The sequence below is a fragment of the Geothrix sp. PMB-07 genome (assembly GCF_030758935.1).
In the GTDB taxonomy this organism is placed as follows: domain Bacteria; phylum Acidobacteriota; class Holophagae; order Holophagales; family Holophagaceae; genus Geothrix.
The window spans coordinates 1,057,455-1,075,160 of the sequence record NZ_CP132333.1 but is presented as its reverse complement, the minus strand read 5'-3'; the positions used below and the strand labels follow the sequence as shown (position 1 = coordinate 1,075,160).

Below are 17,706 nucleotides of genomic sequence, written 5' to 3'. Positions count from 1 at the left end.
GTGAGTCGATTCCCTTTGCAACAGACCTCCGGCCGAACCGCGGTGGACGCCGCGGGCCCCCACGCCAGGCGGCTCAGCGCCAAAACGGTGCTCATCGGTTCCTGGGTGGCCTTCTTCCTGCTCCAGTTGGCCACCGCGAGCCTGCGCGCACGCGATGCCTCTTCGCTCTGCTACTACCCAGCCGCGCTCAGCGTGGCGCTGCTGCTCCTGTACGGGCCAAAGGCACTGCCCACCATCACCCTCGCTCCCCTGCCTGCAGCGCTTCTGCTCCAGCCCATGGGCATGCCGACCTGGGCCATTGCGGCAGTCTCTCTGCTCTATGGCTGCTTCCATGCCCTGGCGGTCCTGGCCTTCCGCAAAGCCCGGCTCTCACCCCGCCTCCGGCGCATCCCGGATGTGGCCGGTTTCATGCTGCTGGCCATGCTCAGCCCCCTGGCCGCATCGGTGCCCATCCTGGCCGTTCTGCGCACGGCAGGGGCGCTCCCGGGCCATCCGGTCATCGACATTCTCAGGATGGTCTTCCTCAGCAATGCGCTCGGTGTGCTGACGCTGACCCCTGCCCTTCTCTTATGGGCGCATCCGTTCCTCCGCCTGGGCTGGCACGGCCATCCTGCCCGCCGCGCCGAACTCCACCCGGGCCGTCTTCTCCTGCAAGCGGCTTCCCTCGCCCTCGCCGCCTTCGTGGTGGTGCGATTCAGCGAACCAGGAACCCTGCACCTCAAATACCTGCTGTTCCTGCCTGTGACGTGGGTGGTGGTGCAGGGTGGCCTGCGCGCCGCCAGCCTCGCCTTCCCACTGCTTACGGTGCTATTGGCCATGCTGATCCTGCGCAGCGATCTTCCCGCCGATGCCCAACTCGGGATCCAGTCCTTCCTCTGCGTTCTGTTCGGCACAGGCCTTTTCCTGGGCGCAGCCATGGACGCCCAGCGCGAGGCCATCCGTATGCGGGACCGCCGCAGCCTGCACCTGAATCACCTCATGGATGCCACCGGAGCCATCCCCTGGGAAATGGACCTGGAATCGGGACGCTGCACCTACCTGGGCCAGGCCGTGGAATCCCTGTTGGGCAGAGCTCCCGAGGTATGGCAGCGGAAGCCCTTCTGGGCCGATGTGATCCATCCCGACGACCAGCTGACCTTCCTCAAGTTTCTGCTTCAGGTGAGCCGGAACCGAGGGGTTCACCAGATCGAATTCAAGCTCCAGGATTCCGAGGGCCACGAACACTGGGTACGCGCCGCCGGCGGCATGGAGCCGGCCAAGGGCAAGGGCCTGGTCATGGGTTTCCTCTTCGACATCCATGCCCACAAGCACGCGGAGGAGAATGCCCTCCGGGTGATGCTGAAGGAGAAGGACATCCTCCTGCGGGAGATCCACCATCGTGTGAAGAACAACCTGCAGGTGGTCTCGAGCCTGCTGCGTCTGCAATCCTCCACCTCGGAGGACCCCGCCCTCCAGCGGGCGCTGAAGGAAGCCCAGGAGCGTGTGCAGGCCATCGCCCTCATCCACCAGAAGCTGAAACATGCCCCGGATTTCTCCCAACTTGATCTGCCCGGCTATGTGCGCACCCTCGCGGAGCGCCTGGTGCGCAGCTACGCCAGCGTGCCGGCACTCATCGACCTGCAGGTCAAGGTGGCGGAGGTCGACATCGGCCCCGACTCGCCCGTGCCCCTGGGGCTGATCCTGAATGAACTGGTGGCCAATGCCCTCCAACACGCCTTCCCGCCGGGCGAAGGCGGCAGCCTGGACATCGAGATCGACCGGGATTCCAAAGGCTGGATCACCCTCCGGGTGGCCGATTCGGGCCAGGGTCTGCCAGAATCCGTGCATCTGGCCCAAGGCGGTTTGGGGTTCCAGCTGGTGCAGGCCCTGACAGATCAACTTGGCGGCACCCTGGAATTGGAAAGACGCCGCGGAGCCGCCTTCCTCCTCACCTTCCCGCCGACCCGCCGCCCATGAGCCAACCCCAGATCCTGATCGTCGAAGACGAAGCCATCGTGGCCATGGACCTCAAGCTCCATCTTCAGGACCTGGGCTACGGCGTGGCCGGCCTGGCCTCCACCGGCGAAGAATCCATCAGTCTGGCCGCCAGCCAAAAACCAGGCCTGGTGCTCATGGACATCTCCCTCGGCGCCGGCATGGATGGCATCGAAGCGGCGCGCTACATGCAGGCCATGGGCATCCCGGTGGTCTTCCTCACTGCCTTCGCTGATGAGGTGACGCTGAAGCGCGCCAAGGACAGCGCACCCTACGGGTACCTGCTCAAGCCCTTCGACGAACGCACCCTGCACTCGACCATCGAGATGGCCCTCTACCGCCACCGCATGGAACAGGAGCTGAAGGCCAGCGAATCCCGCATGCGGTCCATCATCGAGCACGCCTTGGATCTGGTGGTGATCCTCGATCAGGCGGGCCGCGTGTCCTACAGCAGCCCCGCGGCCGCGAAGATCCTCGGCTATACCTACGGTGAACGCTACGGGCTCCCGGCGGTGGATCTGATCCACCCCGATGACCAGGAGACCTACCTCGACGTCCTTCGGGAATTGGTGCAGACCCCTGGCGCCTCTCGGACCCTCGAAATCCGTGTCATGCATCGCAACGGCAGCCCGCGACTCATGGAAGTCGTGACCCACAATGCGCTGGATGTGCCAGGCGTGCATGGCATCGTCATCAACGCGCGGGACATCACCGAGCGCAGGCAGGCGGAGATCGACCGCCAGATCATGGAGTCCAAGGTTCAGCAGGCGCAGAAGCTGGAGAGCCTCGGCGTCATGGCCGGCGGCATCGCCCACGACTTCAACAACCTGCTGATGGGCATCATGGGCCACGCGGGCCTGGCCCTCATGGAGATCAGCGGCGACAGCCCTCTCCGCCGACGCCTGCATCAGATCGAAGTGGCCGCCACCCGCGCCGCCGAACTCACCAACCAGCTGCTGGCCTACTCCGGTCGCGGCACCTTCCAGGTGGAGCCGCTGTCCCTGCCCCGCCTGGTGGATGAAATGGAAGGCCTGCTGGAAACCGTGATCTCCAAGAAGGCCCAGCTGGAGCACCGCTACTCAGGCGATCTACCGCTCATCGACGGGGACGGCACTCAGATCCGGCAGGTGATCATGAACGTCATCACCAACGCCTCCGATGCGCTGGAGGACCGCCCGGGCACCATCACCATCAGCATCGGAACCCAGGTGACGGGCCCCCTCACACCCTGCCTGGCCGGCACACCGCCCGAAGGGGAATCGGTCTTCCTCGAGGTGGCCGACACCGGCTCGGGCATGGAGCCCGACACGCTGGAGCGGATCTTTGATCCTTTCTTCACCACGAAGTTCACCGGCCGCGGGCTGGGCCTGGCGGCCGTGCTGGGCATCGTCCGCGGCCACCACGGCGCCATCCAGGTGACCAGCAGGCCGGACGAAGGCACCGCTGTGCGCCTCTACTTCCCGCGATCCAAACACACCGAGGGCCGTGAAGTCTGGGAGGACCGACCAACCCAGTCCTACCAGAGCGAGGGCCTGGTCCTGGTGGTGGATGACGAAGAGGCCGTGCGCAGTGTGGCCTCCTCAACCCTGGAGCGCTGCGGCTTCACGGTGCTGACCGCCACCAATGGCCGGGATGGCCTCAAGGTCTACCGCGAACATGCCGACCGCATTCGCGCTGTGGTGCTGGATCTGACCATGCCCATCATGAGCGGTGACGAAGTGCTGGCGGATCTGCGCGGCGGACCGGCACCCGGTTCCACCGTCCCCGTGCTCCTCTCCAGCGGCTACAGCAGCTCCGACGTGGCGGGCAACCTGCAGCGCTACGGCACCATCCACTTCCTGCAGAAGCCCTACAACCCCGGCGACCTCACCCAGAAGATCCGCACCTGCCTGGGAGAGTGAACAAAAGATTTGAATCCACAGATTTCACGGATTCACACCGATTAAAAGTTGCGAATAACCGGTCATCGAAATCACCCCAAAGAACACAAAAAGGCACAAAAGAAAGACGGCCTGAAATCGGCTTTTTTGTGTCCTTTGTAATCTTTGTGGCCAACTGTGTTTGCGGTAAACATCAGCCCTTGCGCAGCTGCTTCATGAACTTCGGCAGTCTGTTCAGGGCAGCCTGGGCTTCAGTCCATTCGCGATGGGGACGGGCCGGGAAGCCGGTGACGAAGCTGCCCTCGGGCAGGCTCTTGGCCACCACGCTGTTGCCGCCCACCACGCTGCGGCTGCCGATCTCGATGTGACCCACCACGCCCACCTTGCCCGCCAGGGTCACGTGGTCGCCCAGCCTGGTGGAACCGCTGATGCCGCTCTGGCTCACCAGCAGGCAGTGCTGCCCCACCTGCACGTTGTGGCCCACCTGCACCTGGTTGTCGATCTTGGTGCCGGCGCCGATGCGCGTGGGCCCCAGCACGCCGCGGTCGATGCAGACGCAGGCGCCGATCTCGACCTCATCGCCCACCTCCACCCAGCCCACCTGGGGGATCTTGGCGTGGCGCCCCTCCACCAGCACGTAGCCGTAGCCATCGCTGCCCACCACGGAATTGGCGTGGACCGCGACCCGGTTCCCCAGGCGCGTGCGGCGATAGAGCACCACGCCGGGAAACAGCTCGCACCCCTCCCCCAGGACGCAGTCATCGCCGATGTGCACGCCGGGGTGCAGCACGCAGCCCTTCCCCAGCACCGTTCTCGCCCCCACGGTGGCGCCCGGGGCGATGCGGCAGCCCTCGCCGATCTGAGCCGTGGGATGGACGGGTTCGTGGCCCCAGGTGGGCGTCGGCTCGGGATGCAGCCAACCGATGGCCTGCGCGAAGGCCCAGTAGGGATGTTTCACGCGCAACACAGGCCGATCCCCCAGATCCACCGTGGCATCCACGAAGATCAGCCCGGCTTCACTCTCCTTGGCCTTGGCCGCGTACTTGGGGTTGGCCAGGAAGGACACGGATGAGGCTGCGGCTTCTTCCAGGGGTCTTACTTCGGAAATCGGGCGTTCCGGGGGACAATGCTCCAGGACGCCTCCCAGACGTTCGGCCAGTTCCTGCGCAGTCAGGGTCGTCACAGTCCGGGGCATGGGGGCTCCTCTTGGTCAGCCTCCAGTTTCCACCACCCTTTGGAATCCTGCATGCATCCTGTCCTTTTCGAGATCGGCTCCTTCCCCCTGGGCACCTACGGCCTGCTGCTGGCCATCGCCTTCTTCGCAGGCACCTGGCTGGCCAAGCGACAGGGCCTGCTGGATGGTTTGGCCCCTTCGGCCATCACCGATCTGGCCATCGCCATGCTCATCTCGGCCATCGTGGGCTCGAAGCTGCTGATGATCCTCGTGGATCTCATCAATGGCGAGCCCTTCCGCGAGGTCTTTTCCCTGGCCACCCTCCGGGCCGGGGGCGCCATCCATGGCGGCATCATCGCCGCCACGGCGGTGTTCTTCTGGAAGCTGCGCAAGGGCCAGGGGCTGCCCCTGCGCCTCACCGGCGACGCCCTGGTGCCCGGCGTGGCCCTGGGCCAGGCCATCGGCCGCCTGGGCTGCTTCTCTGCAGGCTGCTGCTACGGCACCGAAAGCCACGCCCCCTGGGCCGTGACCTTCACCAATCCCATCGCCCAGGCCTTTAGCGGCACGCCCTTGGGTATGCCCCTGCATCCCGTCCAGCTCTACAACACCCTCGCCAACCTCGCGGTCATGGCCGTGCTGCTGGTGGCGCGCCCCAAGCGCACCTTCCGTGGCCAGATCTTCGCGCTGTACTTCCTCGTGGAGGGCCTGGGCCGCGTGGTCACCGAAACCTGGCGCGGCGATGTGGACCGCGGCACGGGCTGGTTGAGCTGGGCCTGGCTGAGCACGGGAAGGCTCACGGGCATTGCATTCATGTTGCTGGGGATGGGCCTTTGGTTGGTCTGGAGCCGGTCGAAGGAGACTCGATGATCAGCCTGCGCGCCGAAGAGGGCGCCCCCCGCCTGGACCGTTTCCTCGCGGATCGCTTCCCTGAAATCCCCCGGGCCCGCTGGGATGTCCATGTCCGCACGGGCCAGATCAAGGTGAACGGCGAAGCGGTCACCAAGGGCGGTGTGCGCCTGCGTCCCGGGGATCTGGTGGAAACCGAATTGCCCGAAGTGGCCCCTCCGGCGGCCCACCTGGAGGCCGAAGCCATCGACCTGCCCTCCCTCTTCGAGGACAACCAGCTCTGGATCGTCGACAAGCCCGCGGGCATGGTGGTGCATCCCGGTCCCGGCCACCAGGGCGGCACGGTGGTGAACGCGCTGCTGCACCGGCTCAAGACGCCGGTGGTGGTGGAGGTCACCGACGATGACGAGCCCTCCGAGGACAGCGAAGAACTCTCCTCCGGCTGGCCCGGTCTGGTGCACCGCCTCGACCGCTACACCACGGGCTGCCTCTGCCTCGCCAAAACGGCCGAAGCCCAGCGCGCCATCCAGGATCAATTCAAGGCCCGCAGTGTGGAGAAGCACTACCTGGCCATCGTGCGCCACTCGCCCAAACTGCCCCAGCTGGGCAGCCTGCTCATCGATGAGCCCATCGCCCGTCACAAGCGCGACCGCCTCCGCATGGTGGTGGCGGCGGGTGGGCGTTCCGCCCAGACCCGCATCCGCGTGCTGGCCCGCACCACCAGTGCGGCGTTGGTGGAATGCGAACTGCTCACCGGACGCACCCACCAGATCCGCGTGCACCTGGCTCACCTCCGGGCGCCCCTCATGGGCGATCCGCTCTATGGTGGCCCCGGGCGCTGGAAGGATGTGGATGGCCAGGCCCTGCTGCTGCCCCATCCGGCCCTCCACGCCTGGAAGCTCTCCGTGGACCATCCCATGACTGGCCAGCGCATCGATGCAGAAGCCCCCATTCCGGAGGCCTTCCGGGCCCTGGCCACCGCCCTGGGCTTGCCGGGATTCTGAGCCCGGCGCATCATCCGAAGCGGCAACGCTCCGGGGGAACCATGGTCATCGCCGCCCTTACACCGACATCCGTGGAAGGTTGGTTCAAGGACTATCCCTTCCTGCCGGGCATCCTCATCGCCGCTGCCAGCCTGCTGATCCTCTTCCTGGTGGTGCTGCCCCGCATCAACTCGGCGCGGCGCGGCAAAGGCCGTCCCGTGCTGGATCCCATCCAGGTCGATGAGCTGGTGGCGGGCTCCGGCGCCCTGGTGGTGGATCTGCGCAATGCCGAGGCCTTCCGCCGCGGACACATCCGCGGGAGCCTCCACGTGCCGCTGCAGGAACTGAGCACGCGCTTCACACGGCCCGACCCCAAGGCCCGCAGGCCCATCATCCTCGTGGACGATACCGATGAGCTGGCCCATCGCGCCTTCGACGAACTCACCCGCAGGGGCTTTGATTGGATGTACGTGCTGAAGGGCGGCCTGCGGGCCTGGCAGCGCGCCAACCGCCCCGTGGTCAGGTAGGCCGGATCTCCCCCGTTTCTGCGCTGGCCTCAGGCTCGGCCAGCCCCCAGCGGTCGTAGAGAAGGAGCAACAGCAACCCGGGGATGGCCGCGGCGGCGCACACAGGGAAATAGAGCTTCCAGCCGTACCAATCGGCCATGAAGCCCGTCATCCCGGCGAAAAGGGTGCGCGGCAGCGCAGTCAGGGCACTGAACAGGGCGTACTGGGTGCCCGTGTAGCTGCGGTTGCAACTGCCCATGAGCAGGGCCACCAACGCCGTACTGCCCATGCCGTAGGCGAGATTCTCCAGACTGTTCGCCGCCACCAGCAGAGCGAGATGACGTCCCAGCAGCGAAATGGACCAGAAACCCAGGATGCTGCTCGCCTGCACGAAGCCGCAAATCCAAAGTGCCTTGCGCAGGCTCATGCGCATGAGCATCCAGCCGCCGATCAGGCCGCCCAGAATGATGGCCACCATGGCCGTGGTCTTCTGGACCGTGCCGATTTGCAGCTTCGTGAACCCCATGCCGCGCATCAGGAAGGGCATGGTCATGGCTTCCGCCAGCCAGTCCCCCAGCTTGAAGAAGATGGTGAAGGCGAACAGGTAAACGATGCCAGAGCGCTTGAGCAGATCCTCCAGAGGGCCCGAGATCGCCACCTTCATGCTGCGCGGAGCCTTGGCCACGGAATCCGTGTTGACGGCTAACCAGGTACCCACCATTCCCAAACCCGTGCAGGCCGCCATCAGCAGGTATGTGCTCCGCCATCCCATCACCTGAGCGAGGATCATGGCCAGCCCGCCACTGACCAGCATGGCCACGCGGTAGGCGGTGATGTGGATGCTGTTGCCCAACCCGAGGTGTTTCTGATCCAGGGCCTCAGCGCGCCAGGCATCCACCGCGATGTCGAAGGTCGCGCTGGTGATCGTCAAGGCCAAGGCCAGTGCGGCGACCCGTGCCAGTCCGAGCTTGGGCTGACTCAAGGCCAGCAGGATGAGGGCCCCCGCCATGAGCGCCTGCATGGAAAACATCCAGCCCCGGCGGCGGCCCAAGCCCGGCAGGGCATAGCGATCAAGGAACGGCGCCCAAAACACCTTGAGGCTGTACGGCAGGGTCACGAAGCTGAAGAGACCGATGGTGCCGAGGCTCAGGCCTTCATCCGTCATCCAGGCTTTCAGCGTCGATCCCGTGAGGAACAGCGGCAGGCCCGAGGCGAAACCCAGGAGCACCAGGACAAGGAGGCGGCGTGGCGGCATCCCTGATGGTAGCGGGAGTGCTTGCCCCTTGCTCGCCGAGCGGCCCATCAATCCGGGGGTGGCTCCGGGCCATCGTGGGTGTGCAGGTCATGCACCAGATGCCCCCCGGCGTGACCGGTGAGGCCTAGGGTGAGAACACCCACGGCGCTGCCCGCCAGCCACACCACCAGGAGGCCACACTGGAGACGGTGGGACAACTCCCGCTTCCGGAGCAACGGCATTACCCAAATCGCCAGGAAGGCGGCATCGAGCAGACCGAACCACAGCGCGGCTCTTTGCGCCAGTCGCTCGTGCTGGCGCAACCCCGCGATGAGTTCCGGGCTGCCATGGGCGTAGCGCTCCACGGCCTCGCCGCTCTTCAGAGCCAGCAGTAGAGCGGCCCCGCCGAGCAGCAACAACATCAGCGCCGCGGTGTGGATGCCCCGCCGCTGGGCCGGCCAGAACAGGCCCAGCAGCACCAGCAGAGGCGCCACTGTCAGAAGGGCGATGGGGAAATGGACGATCGCGGGATGGATGTGGTTCCAGGGCGGCATGACGACTCCTCCAGCAAGACCTCGGCCCAGAAACCCCGGGCGGGAAGACACGGCACCTATGGATACGCAGGCTGGGATGAATTGGATGGGGTAACCGTGGCGTTGATCGAAGGAGTCCAGCGAGGCGCGGCTCCGCCGGGCCGAGCGCGGGGGTCCGGGGGGAGGCTCCATGTCCGCGAGCCGAAGGCGAGTGGGAGCGGCGCACTGAGCCGCGTGACATGGAGGCGCGCAGCACAGCGGAGCTGTGTGGCCCCCAGGAGAGGTTCCAGCGAGGCACGGCTCCGCCGGGCCGAGGGCGGGGGTCCGGGGGTGTTCGCGCAGCGAAGCGGAGCGAGGAATCCCCGGAGAGAATCAATCCGCGAGGGTGCTGAGATCGCCCGGATCCTGGCCCAGGGCCTCGGCCTTGAGGGCGCGGCGCACGATCTTGCCCGATCGGGTCTTGGGCAGGCTGGTGCGGATCTGAATCTCGCTGGGCGAGGCGATGCCACCCAGATCCTCACGGACGTGGTCCTTCAGGCTGGCGATGAGGCCCGGGCCCGTGGCAGCGCCTGGCTTCACCACGACAAAGGCCACGATGCGCTCGCCCTTGATGGGATCGGGCAAGCCCACCACGGCGCTTTCGGCCACGGCCGGATGGCGGATGAGAGAACCTTCCACATCGGCGGTGCCGATGCGATGCCCCGCCACATTGAGCACATCATCCGCGCGGCCCAGCACGGCGATGTAGCCATCGGCATCCATCACCGCCACATCCCCGGCGCTGTAGCACCCGGGGATATCCTTCCAGTAGTCCTCGTAGCGTTTGTGATCGTTCCAGATGGTGCGCAGCATGTAGGGCAGCGGGAACTTGATGACCAGGAGACCGCCCTGGCCATTGGGCACCGGGCTGCCATCGCGGTTCACCACGGCCAGCTGGGCCCCGGGCATGGCCTTGCCCGCCTTGCCGGGCCGCACCTCGAAGGTGGGCAGGGTGCCGATGACCGGGCCCGCGATTTCCGTCTGCCACCAGTTGTCCACCACCTGGCCGTTGCTCTGGCCCACCAGGTGCTGCTGGGCCCAGCGGTGGGCCTCGGGATTGAGCGGTTCGCCCGCGCAAGCGATGAGGCGCAGGCGGCTGAGATCAAACTTGCCCGGCGCTTCCGCTCCGTGGCTCATCCACATCCGCACGGCGGTGGGGGCCGTGAACATCACGTTGACGCCGAAGCGTTCGCAGATCTCCCAGGTCACCTCCGGCGTCGGATAGTCCGGCGCGCCTTCCCGGCAGAGCACCGTGGCGCCGATGCTCATGGGGCCGTAGACGATGAAGCTGTGGCCCACCACCCATCCGATGTCCGACGTACTCCAGTAGATGTCCCGTTCCTGGATCTGATAAAAGGCCTTGCTGAGGTAGTTCACGCCCACCAGGTAGCCGGCGGTCGAGTGCACCACGCCCTTCGGTTTCCCCGTCGTGCCGCTGGTGTAGAGGATGAACAGGGGGTGCTCCGCATCCACCATCTCGGGCTCGCAGTGGATCTCGCGGCCCTGCTGGATGTCGTAGAAATCCTTTTCGCGTTCGCTGGTGAAGGTGACGGGCGCGTCGCCGGGTCGCGAGCCTCGGCGATGAACGATGACATGATCCACGAAGGCCAGGTCACGCACGGCCTCATCCACGATGGGCTTCAAGGCCGTGGCCTTGCCGCGCCGGTAGGTGAAATCGGAGCACACCACCACCTTGGCGCCCGCATCCTCGATGCGGGTGCGCAGGGCCGCGTGGCCCATGCCCGCGTAGACCACGCTATGGATGGCGCCGATGCGGGCACAGGCCAGCATGGAGATGATGCCTTCGGGCACCAGGGGCATGTAGAGAATGACGCGGTCGCCCTTCTGCACACCCAGGCGCTTCAGCGTGTTGGCGAAGCGGTTCATTTCGCGGTAGAGGCGGTTGTAGGTGTAGGAGCGCTCGTCGCCATCCTCGCCCACCCACAGCAGGGCGGCCTTGTTGCGCCGGTCGCTGTGCACATGGCGGTCGATGCAGTTCACCGTGGCGTTCAGCTTGCCGCCCAGGAACCACGAGTGGTTCGGCGCCTTGAACTCGAAGACTTTCGTCCAGGGTTCGGCCCAGTCCAGGGCCTTGGCCTTCTCGCCCCAGAAGGAGGCCGGATCCTCCTCCGCCAGGGCGCGCTCCACCTCGTAGTTGATGGCCGCCTGCTTGGCCAGCCAGCCCTTCATGGGAATGGCCTGTTCGCCCTTCTGCAGCGCCTCGATGGTCGCCTGTTGGGTGATGCTGATTTCCACGTCGCTCATGGAAGGCTCCTAGAACGGAATGCGGTGGCTGGATGTGGGATGGGTTGGGTGGGAAGGTAGCACGGCCCCAGAGTGGTCGCGGGAAATCGATGACGGTCATCACAGCGACACCGGCCCGGTAGCCGTCCCATCGAGGATCGGCCTTGGTGAGAAGCCGTTGGGCACCGCCCGGAGGGGAGAGGCGTCGGCCTGAAGCCTGGGCCTCATTCCAGAGAAGTCACCATCCGGACACCCCTGTTCCAAGCAGAGCTGGGAGAATGATTAGGGCTTCAGGGATTGAAACCCCAGCCAGGATGAACCGCATGTTGAACCCGCTTATAAGCCTTCTTCTTGTTCTCGCCCCCGGGGAGGCAACGCCCCTGGAACCGACGGGAGTCCGGGCGTCCGGGATCATTCCCGCCCTGCACGCCGAGCCCTTTCCGCCTGATTGGCTGCGCATGGAATCCCATGTGCTTGCGGACCCCGATTGCCGCCACTACGGATACGAAGCCTATTCTGACGATACCCATTGGCTGGCGCGCTACATCATGCTGCCTGAACAGGGTGAGGGGTTCCTTAAGATCGAGCAGGTCTTCCTTTTCCCCAAGGAACATGGGCGAAGCAAGCCCGAGCGGATCGATCCGGCCAGGGTCCAGGCCGATCCCTCGGGGCAGGGCGTGCAATGGAAGGGGCGATTCTTCAAACTGGTCGACCGCCGCGATCTCATCCAGGATTGATGCGTCCGCGCAGAAGGGCATGGCCCTGAGCAGGAAGCCGCTGCCCGGATTGAATGGCCAGGGTGATCCCCGGGGATACACTCAGATCGGAGCTCCCCATGGCGACATCCTCCGGTCCCTCGGCCCCCTACGATCTGCATCCCAGCGTGGCCTACGTGCAGGCCATCCTCGCCAACTTCAAGGCGAAGACGGGGCGGACGGTGGAGGAGTGGGTCGCCCTCGTCCAGGCGACGGCCCCAGCGGATGCGAAGGCCTGGCTCAAGGGCCAGGGCCTGGGCACCAACCAGGCCCTGTTCGTGGTTCAGAGGGCGGAGGCTCAACCTGGCTTCGCCTTCGATGACACCCCGGAAGGCTACCTGGCCGCCGCGCCCCGTTATGTGGAGGCGCAGTACAGCGGCAAGAAGGCGGCCCTGCGCCCGCTCTTCGAAGCAGCTGTCACCCTGGCCCGAGGCCTGGGGGCAGACGTGCGCATCTGCCCCTGCGAAACCATCGTTCCCTTCTACCGGAATCATGTCTTCGCCGAGGTGAAGCCCTTCGCCAGCCGCCTGGACCTGGGCCTGGCCCTGGGCGACCCTGCCGCCGTAACCGACCCCAGCGGCCGGCTGAAGGATACCGGCGGGTTCAGGAAGCAGGACCGCATCACGCACAAGCTGGAGCTGACCACCGAGGGGGACCTGGAAGCCGCGCGGGCCTGGCTGACACGGTCCTACGAGCGGGATGAGAAGTAGCGGCTAGAGCGCCAGCCTGGTGCCATCGGGCAGGCCGCGGAAGGCCTTCCCTTTCTCCAGGAGCAACAGTTCCCCGCCCTTGCCATCCTTGAGGCCTGCATCCACACCGATGACCCGGCCTTCGTGGAAGGCGGTCACCGCATCGAGGGTGGAGTGGCCCACCACCACGCGGTCCGCGTCGAAGGCCTGCAGCAGTGCCTGTACGTGTTCCGGCGAAGCGTCCCCCAATTTGGTATCGGCGCCGGGGATGAGACCGCGGTACCAGAGGGGCCCATGGGCGCCCAGCATGGTTTTGCGGGCCTCCTCTGAAGCCCCGGGCTTCCAGAGGGCCGCCAGGCTTTCGTTCACAGTCTGAAGGCTGGGCTTGCTGGCCAGCAACTGCGGCGAGATACCGCCATGCATGAACAGGGTGCGTCCCACACGAACGAGGGCCGGACGCAGCCGCAGCCAACGGCCCACCTCGCTGTCGGGGCCATAGAGCACATCCAGACCGGGCAGGAGTCCGGCTGAAAGCTGCTTGTACTTGGGATTCACGTAGCGCTGATCGCCGGTGAGCATCATCGATTCATGGTTGCCCATCACCAGGTGGACCCGGCCGCCCCGCTTCAAAGCCTGGGCCTCCAGGCTGCGCAGCAGCCAGTAGGCCTCGGTGACCTGGGGCCCGCGGTCCATCACGTCCCCTGCCACCACCAGTTGGCCCTTGCCGAAGGTCCAGCGGTTCGCCGCGTCGATGATCTTGTGGGCCCTCAGCAGCGTGAGCAGGCCCTGAAGGTTCCCGTGGATGTCACTAACGGCGGCCACCTGGTCGGAGCCGGGCACATCCGCCAGCGGAGCCCGAGGCCCTGTCGGATTGAGCTTGAGGGGGGGCAACCCCGGAAGGGCCAACATTCCCTTGGCCCCAAGGGCGGCCTTCTCCAGGCGACCCTCGCGCACCATCAACACATCAGCTTTCGATCCATGCCACAGCACATGGGGGCCATCCGACAGAGCCTCCGTGGCCGCCACTGGGGCAGGCACTTGGGCCCGGATGCCCGGGGCCAGGGCCACCAGGGCTGCAAGAAGGAAGGCGAAGGACATCCAGCGGCGCATCTGAAAAGGATGGCACGGACCCTGGAAGAATCGGAAAACGTCCCATCAAGAGAAAGGGCGTGAACCCTGGCAGATCCACGCCCTCTCTGGTTCTCAAGCTTGATGCGCTAGCGTCGGCTGGCGGGCGGCACGATGCCGTTCATGCGGAGGTACTCCACCATCTGGCCGTAGTGGTCCATGCCATGGAAGGCCAGCAGTGTGGCCACGCCGATGGGGGTCCAGTCCGGTCCCTGGCCGAAGGGATTCTTGATGGGGCGGCTGCCGTTCTGGGCCGTGATGCCCTGGATGGCCTTCCGGGCATAGGCGAAGGAATCCTTCAGGTACTTCACGATCTCGGCCTTGGTCTTGAGGTCGGCCGGACCCATTTCCATCTCCCCCATGCCTGCGGAGGGCTTCTCGCCCAGGATCATGGCCCCCATGGCGAAGTTCACGGCGGCGACGTGCTTCACCTGCTGGGCGAAGGTCTTCACACCTTTGAACTCGCCCTGGGTGGGGGCGAAGGGGTACTTGTCCTCGGGCATGGCCTCGGCCGCGGAGATGAACTGGCCGGGAACGAACTGGTAGGTGCCATCGATGGCGGCGCCGACGGTGGGCTCAGCCGCGGGGGCGGGAGCCGCCGCCGGGGTGGCGGGTGCCTGGGCCGCCAGAGGCAGGGCGAGAAGGAGGGAAAAAACAGTCGTCTTCATGGTGGTCTCCGGGGAAGAAGAGCCAGCCTACACCTGTGGAACCCAAAAGGGGTGTCCAAACAATCATGGCTTCATTCGTGACGGGAAGATCACTTGACTTGCGGAGAGCAGGCCCACGGGTTTAACACTTTAGGGAATCGCCACCTGCACGCGATTCACTCTGAGGACCTGATCCAGGTCCCTCGGATCGAGCCCCACCAGAAAGCCACGGCTGCCGCCGTTGAGGTAGATGCGGTCCAAATCTAATATCGAGGCCTCGGCATACACAGGCATGGCCTTCTTCGTCCCCAGCGGGCTGGTGCCGCCCACCAGGTAGCCGCTGTGGCGGTTGGCCACCTCGGGCTTGCAGGGCTGCACCGCTTTCGCGCCGATCTGGCGGGCCAGCTCCTTGGTGCTCACTTCTCGGTCCCCGTGCATGAGGATGATGAGGGGCGAGCCCTTGTCGTCCTCCATCACGAGCGTCTTGATGACCGCGTGCTCTTCCACCGCCAGCTCCCGGGCGCTCACCGCCGTTCCGCCCTTGTCCTCGTAGCGGTAGAGGTGCTCCGTGTAGGAGACTCCGGCCTGTTTCAGCAGCCGCGTGGCCTGGGTGGAGGGCGCTTTGGACATGCCCTATCATTTCATGTCTCCCCCCGAGGACACCATGCCTGCACCCATCGCCCTCATCACCGGCGCCTCCCGGGGCCTGGGCCGCGAAGTGGCCCGCCGTCTGGTGGAGGAGGGTTTCACGGTGCTCGCCGGCGTGCGGGATCCAGCCAGGATGAAGCCACTGCCAGGCGCGGAGGTGCAGCCGCTGGACATGTGCGATCCGACTTCCATCGCCGCCGCCGCTGCCGCCATCCTAGCCCGCCATGGCCGGTTGGATGTGCTGGTGAACAACGCCGGCATCCTCCTCGATCAGATGGGGGAAGTGCTTACGCTGGATCCCGCCGTACTGCGCCGCACCCTGGAAACGAATGCCCTGGGGCCTCTGGCGCTGAGCCAGGCCCTGACACCCCTCATGCCCAAGGGCGGCCGCATCGTGAACGTGAGCAGCGGCGGGGGCCAGCTGTCGGTGCCTTCCAACTGGGCACCCGCCTACTGCATCTCGAAGACGGCCCTCAACGCCATCACCGTTCAACTGGCCGCGGCGCTGAAGCCGCGCGGCATCGCCGTGAACGCGGTCTGCCCCGGCTGGGTGCGCACGGACATGGGCGGGCCCGAGGCGCCCCGCAGCCTTCAGCAGGGCGCCGACAGCATCCTCTGGCTGGTGTTGAAGGCCGGGCCTGAAATCAGCGGCGGCTTCTGGCGCGACGGGCAGCGCATCGACTGGTAAGGGCCGTCAGATTCAGGCCGAGTCAGATCAGCAGACCATTGACGAGCTGGTGGGGCCCACCGGCAGGCACCTCGATGCCAAAGACCTCGCGCAGCAGGGGAGCCACCTCCTCCGGGGCCAGCTCCCGGCCCTCCACCGCATCGCCACGGGCCTCGCTGTAGGTCAGGTTGCGCAGGTAGCGGCGCACGTCGGGGCTGCAGATCTGGGCGGTGAGGGTTTTGACGAAACCCGACTCGGGATGGCTGCTGGTGTAGTGGTTGGCCATCTCGTAGTCGACGGCGAACCGCTCGGCCGGCTCGAAGGCGTAGAGATCCTCCCAGGCGCCCATGCGAAGCACCTGAAGCACACAGAGCGAGCCTTCGGCCACCACGCGGTAGCGGTTGAGGAACTGGACGCGCTCCTCGCCGTCGAGCGGCACGGGCAGCAGGATGCCGTCTCCGCCAAAGCCCACATCACACAGCCAAGTCCGGCCCTCCAGCTCCACCAGCAGCATCATGTGGGTGCGGGGCAGCAGGCGCATGGCGCCCCGGCGCACACGGGCCTCGCAGGTGATGACCGGAAAACCCAGCATCTCCAGGGCCGTGGCAAAGAGCCGGTTCTGCTCGAAGCAGTAGCCGCCGCGCCGGCCCTGGACCAGCTTGGCCTGGAGCGAGGCCACGTCCAGCCGGATGGGGCGGCCCAGCTGCACATCCAGGTTCTCGAAGGGGATGTGCTGGAGGTGGGCCAGGTGCAGGGCGCCCAGTCCGTCCCAATTCAGCGCGGGAGCCGACGCAAGTCCAATGCGCCGCAGGTAGGCGGCGAGGTCGAATTCAGCGGACATACTGGGCCACGCCGTTGCCGAAGGACCAATCCGGCAGATCGTTCTCCACCAGGCAGATCAGCACATCCTCGGGGCGCACCCCGGGTTTGGCGGCGAGGTTCTCCACGATGCGGCGGTAGAGCGCCTGCTTCATCTCCACCGTGCGCCCCTTGCGCAGGGTGATCTGAATGGCGACCCATTCCGGCGAGCGTTCGATGCCCAGGTAGTGCGCGTCGAACACCAGGCCCGAGGCGTGTTCGGTGAGGATATGGAAGCGGTCGTCGGCGGGCACGTTCACCGTGCTGGCCATGGCTTCCTGCACGCCATCCGACAGGGCCTGGCGATAGGCTTCGGAAAGGCCACTGCGGTGGGAGATGCGGACGAGGGGCATGGGGCCTCCGGGGGGTCTATCGGGACTGCCAGGCTGTCAGGTTGCGGCGGATCTGGGCGGCGTGGATTTCCAGATGTTCTCCATAACTGCGCAGCCAGTCGTCCGTGCCGTAGGGCCCGCTGTGGCTGTGGCGGCCCATGCGGCCCCAGGCTTCCTCCGGCAGGCGGGCCAACATGGCGGAGGTGTAGGACCGCACCATCTCCACCAGGCGCAGGGCCAGTTCGGGGTCCGAGGCGTGGTAGTCGAAGCGCTGCGCCCAGGCATTCTCATCGTAGCCCACGATGAAAGGCTCTGCCTCCGCCAGCAGCAGCCTGATGCGGATGGCCGAATAGGTTTCGGAATCGGCGCAGTGGGCCACCACCTCGTGGGCGCTCCACTTGCCTTCCGCGGGCCGCCAGGTGCGGGCCTCGGCAGGCACCTCCTCCCAGGCCTGGCGCAGCAGCGAGGCCCCTTCCGAATAGCGGCGGAGGTAGGACTCCCGGGTCGCGGCATCGAAGGGCATGGTTCACCTCGCTTACAGCATGCGCGGGTCGCCTGAAAATTGAAGC

General features: G+C 66.1%; 18 protein-coding genes. 8 read left to right on the top strand and 10 right to left on the bottom strand.

Going from position 1 to position 17,706, the window contains the following annotated elements:
• Both Q9293_RS04665 and Q9293_RS04660 read left to right on the top strand, forming a co-directional pair.
• Positions 1-1,956 (top strand): sensor histidine kinase, encoded by a 1,956-nt coding sequence (locus Q9293_RS04665; RefSeq protein WP_306250533.1) that lies wholly within the window; start codon positions 1-3, stop codon positions 1,954-1,956.
• Entirely contained in the window at positions 1,953-3,875 is a 1,923-nt protein-coding gene (locus tag Q9293_RS04660; RefSeq protein WP_306250531.1) for a response regulator, read from the top strand. Before Q9293_RS04665 ends, Q9293_RS04660 begins: the two co-directional genes overlap by 4 nt.
• Positions 3,876-4,047: 172 nt before the next feature.
• Here the strand turns inward: Q9293_RS04660 and lpxD are convergent, their stop codons facing one another.
• Entirely contained in the window at positions 4,048-5,049 is a 1,002-nt protein-coding gene (gene lpxD, locus Q9293_RS04655; protein WP_306250529.1) for a UDP-3-O-(3-hydroxymyristoyl)glucosamine N-acyltransferase, read from the bottom strand.
• 51 nt (positions 5,050-5,100) lie between these two features.
• Here lpxD and Q9293_RS04650 point away from each other — a divergent pair, with 51 nt between their 5' ends.
• Genes Q9293_RS04650 through Q9293_RS04640 form a run of 3 tightly spaced genes read left to right on the top strand, consistent with a single transcriptional unit; the run spans position 5,101 to position 7,384 of the window.
• Positions 5,101-5,895: a prolipoprotein diacylglyceryl transferase gene (locus Q9293_RS04650; RefSeq protein ID WP_306250527.1), complete on the top strand. Its 795-nt coding sequence runs from the start codon at positions 5,101-5,103 to the stop codon at positions 5,893-5,895.
• Positions 5,892-6,878: an RluA family pseudouridine synthase gene (locus Q9293_RS04645; RefSeq protein WP_306250525.1), complete on the top strand. Its 987-nt coding sequence runs from the start codon at positions 5,892-5,894 to the stop codon at positions 6,876-6,878. The genes Q9293_RS04650 and Q9293_RS04645 overlap by 4 nt, the downstream gene beginning before the upstream one ends.
• Positions 6,879-6,919: 41 nt before the next feature.
• Entirely contained in the window at positions 6,920-7,384 is a 465-nt protein-coding gene (locus Q9293_RS04640) for a rhodanese-like domain-containing protein (RefSeq protein WP_306250523.1), read from the top strand.
• On the opposite strand, the gene Q9293_RS04635 is transcribed toward Q9293_RS04640, so the two are convergent.
• The 3 genes from Q9293_RS04635 to acs all read right to left on the bottom strand — a co-directional run bounded on the left by Q9293_RS04635 (position 7,377) and on the right by acs (position 11,434).
• Positions 7,377-8,618, bottom strand: coding sequence for an MFS transporter (locus Q9293_RS04635; RefSeq protein ID WP_306250522.1), 1,242 nt, complete (start codon positions 8,616-8,618; stop codon positions 7,377-7,379). The genes Q9293_RS04640 and Q9293_RS04635 overlap by 8 nt on opposite strands.
• Before the next feature lie 47 nt (positions 8,619-8,665).
• The gene (locus Q9293_RS04630; protein ID WP_306250520.1) at positions 8,666-9,151 is read right to left on the bottom strand and encodes a DUF2231 domain-containing protein; all 486 of its coding nucleotides are present in this window, start codon (positions 9,149-9,151) and stop codon (positions 8,666-8,668) included.
• 351 nt (positions 9,152-9,502) lie between these two features.
• Complete coding sequence (gene acs, locus Q9293_RS04625) at positions 9,503-11,434, bottom strand: acetate--CoA ligase (RefSeq protein ID WP_306250518.1); 1,932 nt, start codon at positions 11,432-11,434, stop codon at positions 9,503-9,505.
• A 302-nt stretch (positions 11,435-11,736) separates the two neighbouring features.
• On the opposite strand from acs, the gene Q9293_RS04620 reads away from it, so the two are divergent.
• The gene (locus Q9293_RS04620; RefSeq protein ID WP_306250514.1) at positions 11,737-12,150 is read left to right on the top strand and encodes a hypothetical protein; all 414 of its coding nucleotides are present in this window, start codon (positions 11,737-11,739) and stop codon (positions 12,148-12,150) included.
• A gap of 98 nt (positions 12,151-12,248) precedes the next feature.
• Positions 12,249-12,878, top strand: coding sequence for a DUF5655 domain-containing protein (locus tag Q9293_RS04615; RefSeq protein ID WP_306250512.1), 630 nt, complete (start codon positions 12,249-12,251; stop codon positions 12,876-12,878).
• Between the two features lie 3 nt (positions 12,879-12,881).
• Here Q9293_RS04615 and Q9293_RS04610 read toward each other — a convergent pair whose 3' ends face one another.
• From Q9293_RS04610 to ybaK, 3 genes are all read right to left on the bottom strand, one after another.
• Positions 12,882-13,955: a metallophosphoesterase gene (locus Q9293_RS04610; protein WP_306250510.1), complete on the bottom strand. Its 1,074-nt coding sequence runs from the start codon at positions 13,953-13,955 to the stop codon at positions 12,882-12,884.
• Positions 13,956-14,074: 119 nt separating this feature from the next.
• On the bottom strand, positions 14,075-14,653 hold the full coding sequence (locus Q9293_RS04605; RefSeq protein ID WP_306250507.1) for a DinB family protein: 579 nt from the start codon (positions 14,651-14,653) through the stop codon (positions 14,075-14,077).
• 129 nt (positions 14,654-14,782) lie between these two features.
• Positions 14,783-15,262 (bottom strand): Cys-tRNA(Pro) deacylase, encoded by a 480-nt coding sequence (gene ybaK / locus Q9293_RS04600; RefSeq protein WP_306250505.1) that lies wholly within the window; start codon positions 15,260-15,262, stop codon positions 14,783-14,785.
• A 34-nt stretch (positions 15,263-15,296) separates the two neighbouring features.
• On the opposite strand from ybaK, the gene Q9293_RS04595 reads away from it, so the two are divergent.
• A complete protein-coding gene (locus Q9293_RS04595) occupies positions 15,297-15,968 on the top strand; it encodes an SDR family NAD(P)-dependent oxidoreductase (RefSeq protein WP_306250502.1) in 672 nt (223 codons plus the stop codon).
• Positions 15,969-15,990: 22 nt separating this feature from the next.
• Here the strand turns inward: Q9293_RS04595 and Q9293_RS04590 are convergent, their stop codons facing one another.
• The 3 genes from Q9293_RS04590 to Q9293_RS04580 are packed head-to-tail and all read right to left on the bottom strand — an operon-like array spanning position 15,991 to position 17,660.
• Entirely contained in the window at positions 15,991-16,788 is a 798-nt protein-coding gene (locus Q9293_RS04590; RefSeq protein WP_306250500.1) for an arylamine N-acetyltransferase, read from the bottom strand.
• Positions 16,778-17,158: a tautomerase family protein gene (locus tag Q9293_RS04585; protein ID WP_306250497.1), complete on the bottom strand. Its 381-nt coding sequence runs from the start codon at positions 17,156-17,158 to the stop codon at positions 16,778-16,780. Before Q9293_RS04585 ends, Q9293_RS04590 begins: the two co-directional genes overlap by 11 nt.
• A gap of 16 nt (positions 17,159-17,174) precedes the next feature.
• Complete coding sequence (locus Q9293_RS04580; protein ID WP_306250495.1) at positions 17,175-17,660, bottom strand: DinB family protein; 486 nt, start codon at positions 17,658-17,660, stop codon at positions 17,175-17,177.
• Between the last annotated feature and the right edge of the window lie 46 nt (positions 17,661-17,706).

Bases quoted from the DNA above. Each gene is read 5' to 3' on its own strand.
- Q9293_RS04620 (WP_306250514.1), top strand. From the start codon at position 11,737: ATGTTGAACCCGCTTATAAGCCTTCTTCTTGTTCTCGCCCCCGGGGAG.
- Q9293_RS04640 (WP_306250523.1), top strand. From the start codon at position 6,920: ATGGTCATCGCCGCCCTTACACCGACATCCGTGGAAGGTTGGTTCAAG.
- Q9293_RS04595 (WP_306250502.1), top strand. From the start codon at position 15,297: ATGCCTGCACCCATCGCCCTCATCACCGGCGCCTCCCGGGGCCTGGGC.
- Q9293_RS04630 (WP_306250520.1), bottom strand. From the start codon at position 9,151: ATGCCGCCCTGGAACCACATCCATCCCGCGATCGTCCATTTCCCCATC.
- ybaK (WP_306250505.1), bottom strand. From the start codon at position 15,262: ATGTCCAAAGCGCCCTCCACCCAGGCCACGCGGCTGCTGAAACAGGCC.
- acs (WP_306250518.1), bottom strand. From the start codon at position 11,434: ATGAGCGACGTGGAAATCAGCATCACCCAACAGGCGACCATCGAGGCG.
- Q9293_RS04610 (WP_306250510.1), bottom strand. From the start codon at position 13,955: ATGTCCTTCGCCTTCCTTCTTGCAGCCCTGGTGGCCCTGGCCCCGGGC.
- Q9293_RS04590 (WP_306250500.1), bottom strand. From the start codon at position 16,788: ATGTCCGCTGAATTCGACCTCGCCGCCTACCTGCGGCGCATTGGACTT.
- lpxD (WP_306250529.1), bottom strand. From the start codon at position 5,049: ATGCCCCGGACTGTGACGACCCTGACTGCGCAGGAACTGGCCGAACGT.
- Q9293_RS04650 (WP_306250527.1), top strand. From the start codon at position 5,101: ATGCATCCTGTCCTTTTCGAGATCGGCTCCTTCCCCCTGGGCACCTAC.
- Q9293_RS04585 (WP_306250497.1), bottom strand. From the start codon at position 17,158: ATGCCCCTCGTCCGCATCTCCCACCGCAGTGGCCTTTCCGAAGCCTAT.
- Q9293_RS04580 (WP_306250495.1), bottom strand. From the start codon at position 17,660: ATGCCCTTCGATGCCGCGACCCGGGAGTCCTACCTCCGCCGCTATTCG.
- Q9293_RS04660 (WP_306250531.1), top strand. From the start codon at position 1,953: ATGAGCCAACCCCAGATCCTGATCGTCGAAGACGAAGCCATCGTGGCC.
- Q9293_RS04635 (WP_306250522.1), bottom strand. From the start codon at position 8,618: ATGCCGCCACGCCGCCTCCTTGTCCTGGTGCTCCTGGGTTTCGCCTCG.
- Q9293_RS04605 (WP_306250507.1), bottom strand. From the start codon at position 14,653: ATGAAGACGACTGTTTTTTCCCTCCTTCTCGCCCTGCCTCTGGCGGCC.
- Q9293_RS04645 (WP_306250525.1), top strand. From the start codon at position 5,892: ATGATCAGCCTGCGCGCCGAAGAGGGCGCCCCCCGCCTGGACCGTTTC.
- Q9293_RS04615 (WP_306250512.1), top strand. From the start codon at position 12,249: ATGGCGACATCCTCCGGTCCCTCGGCCCCCTACGATCTGCATCCCAGC.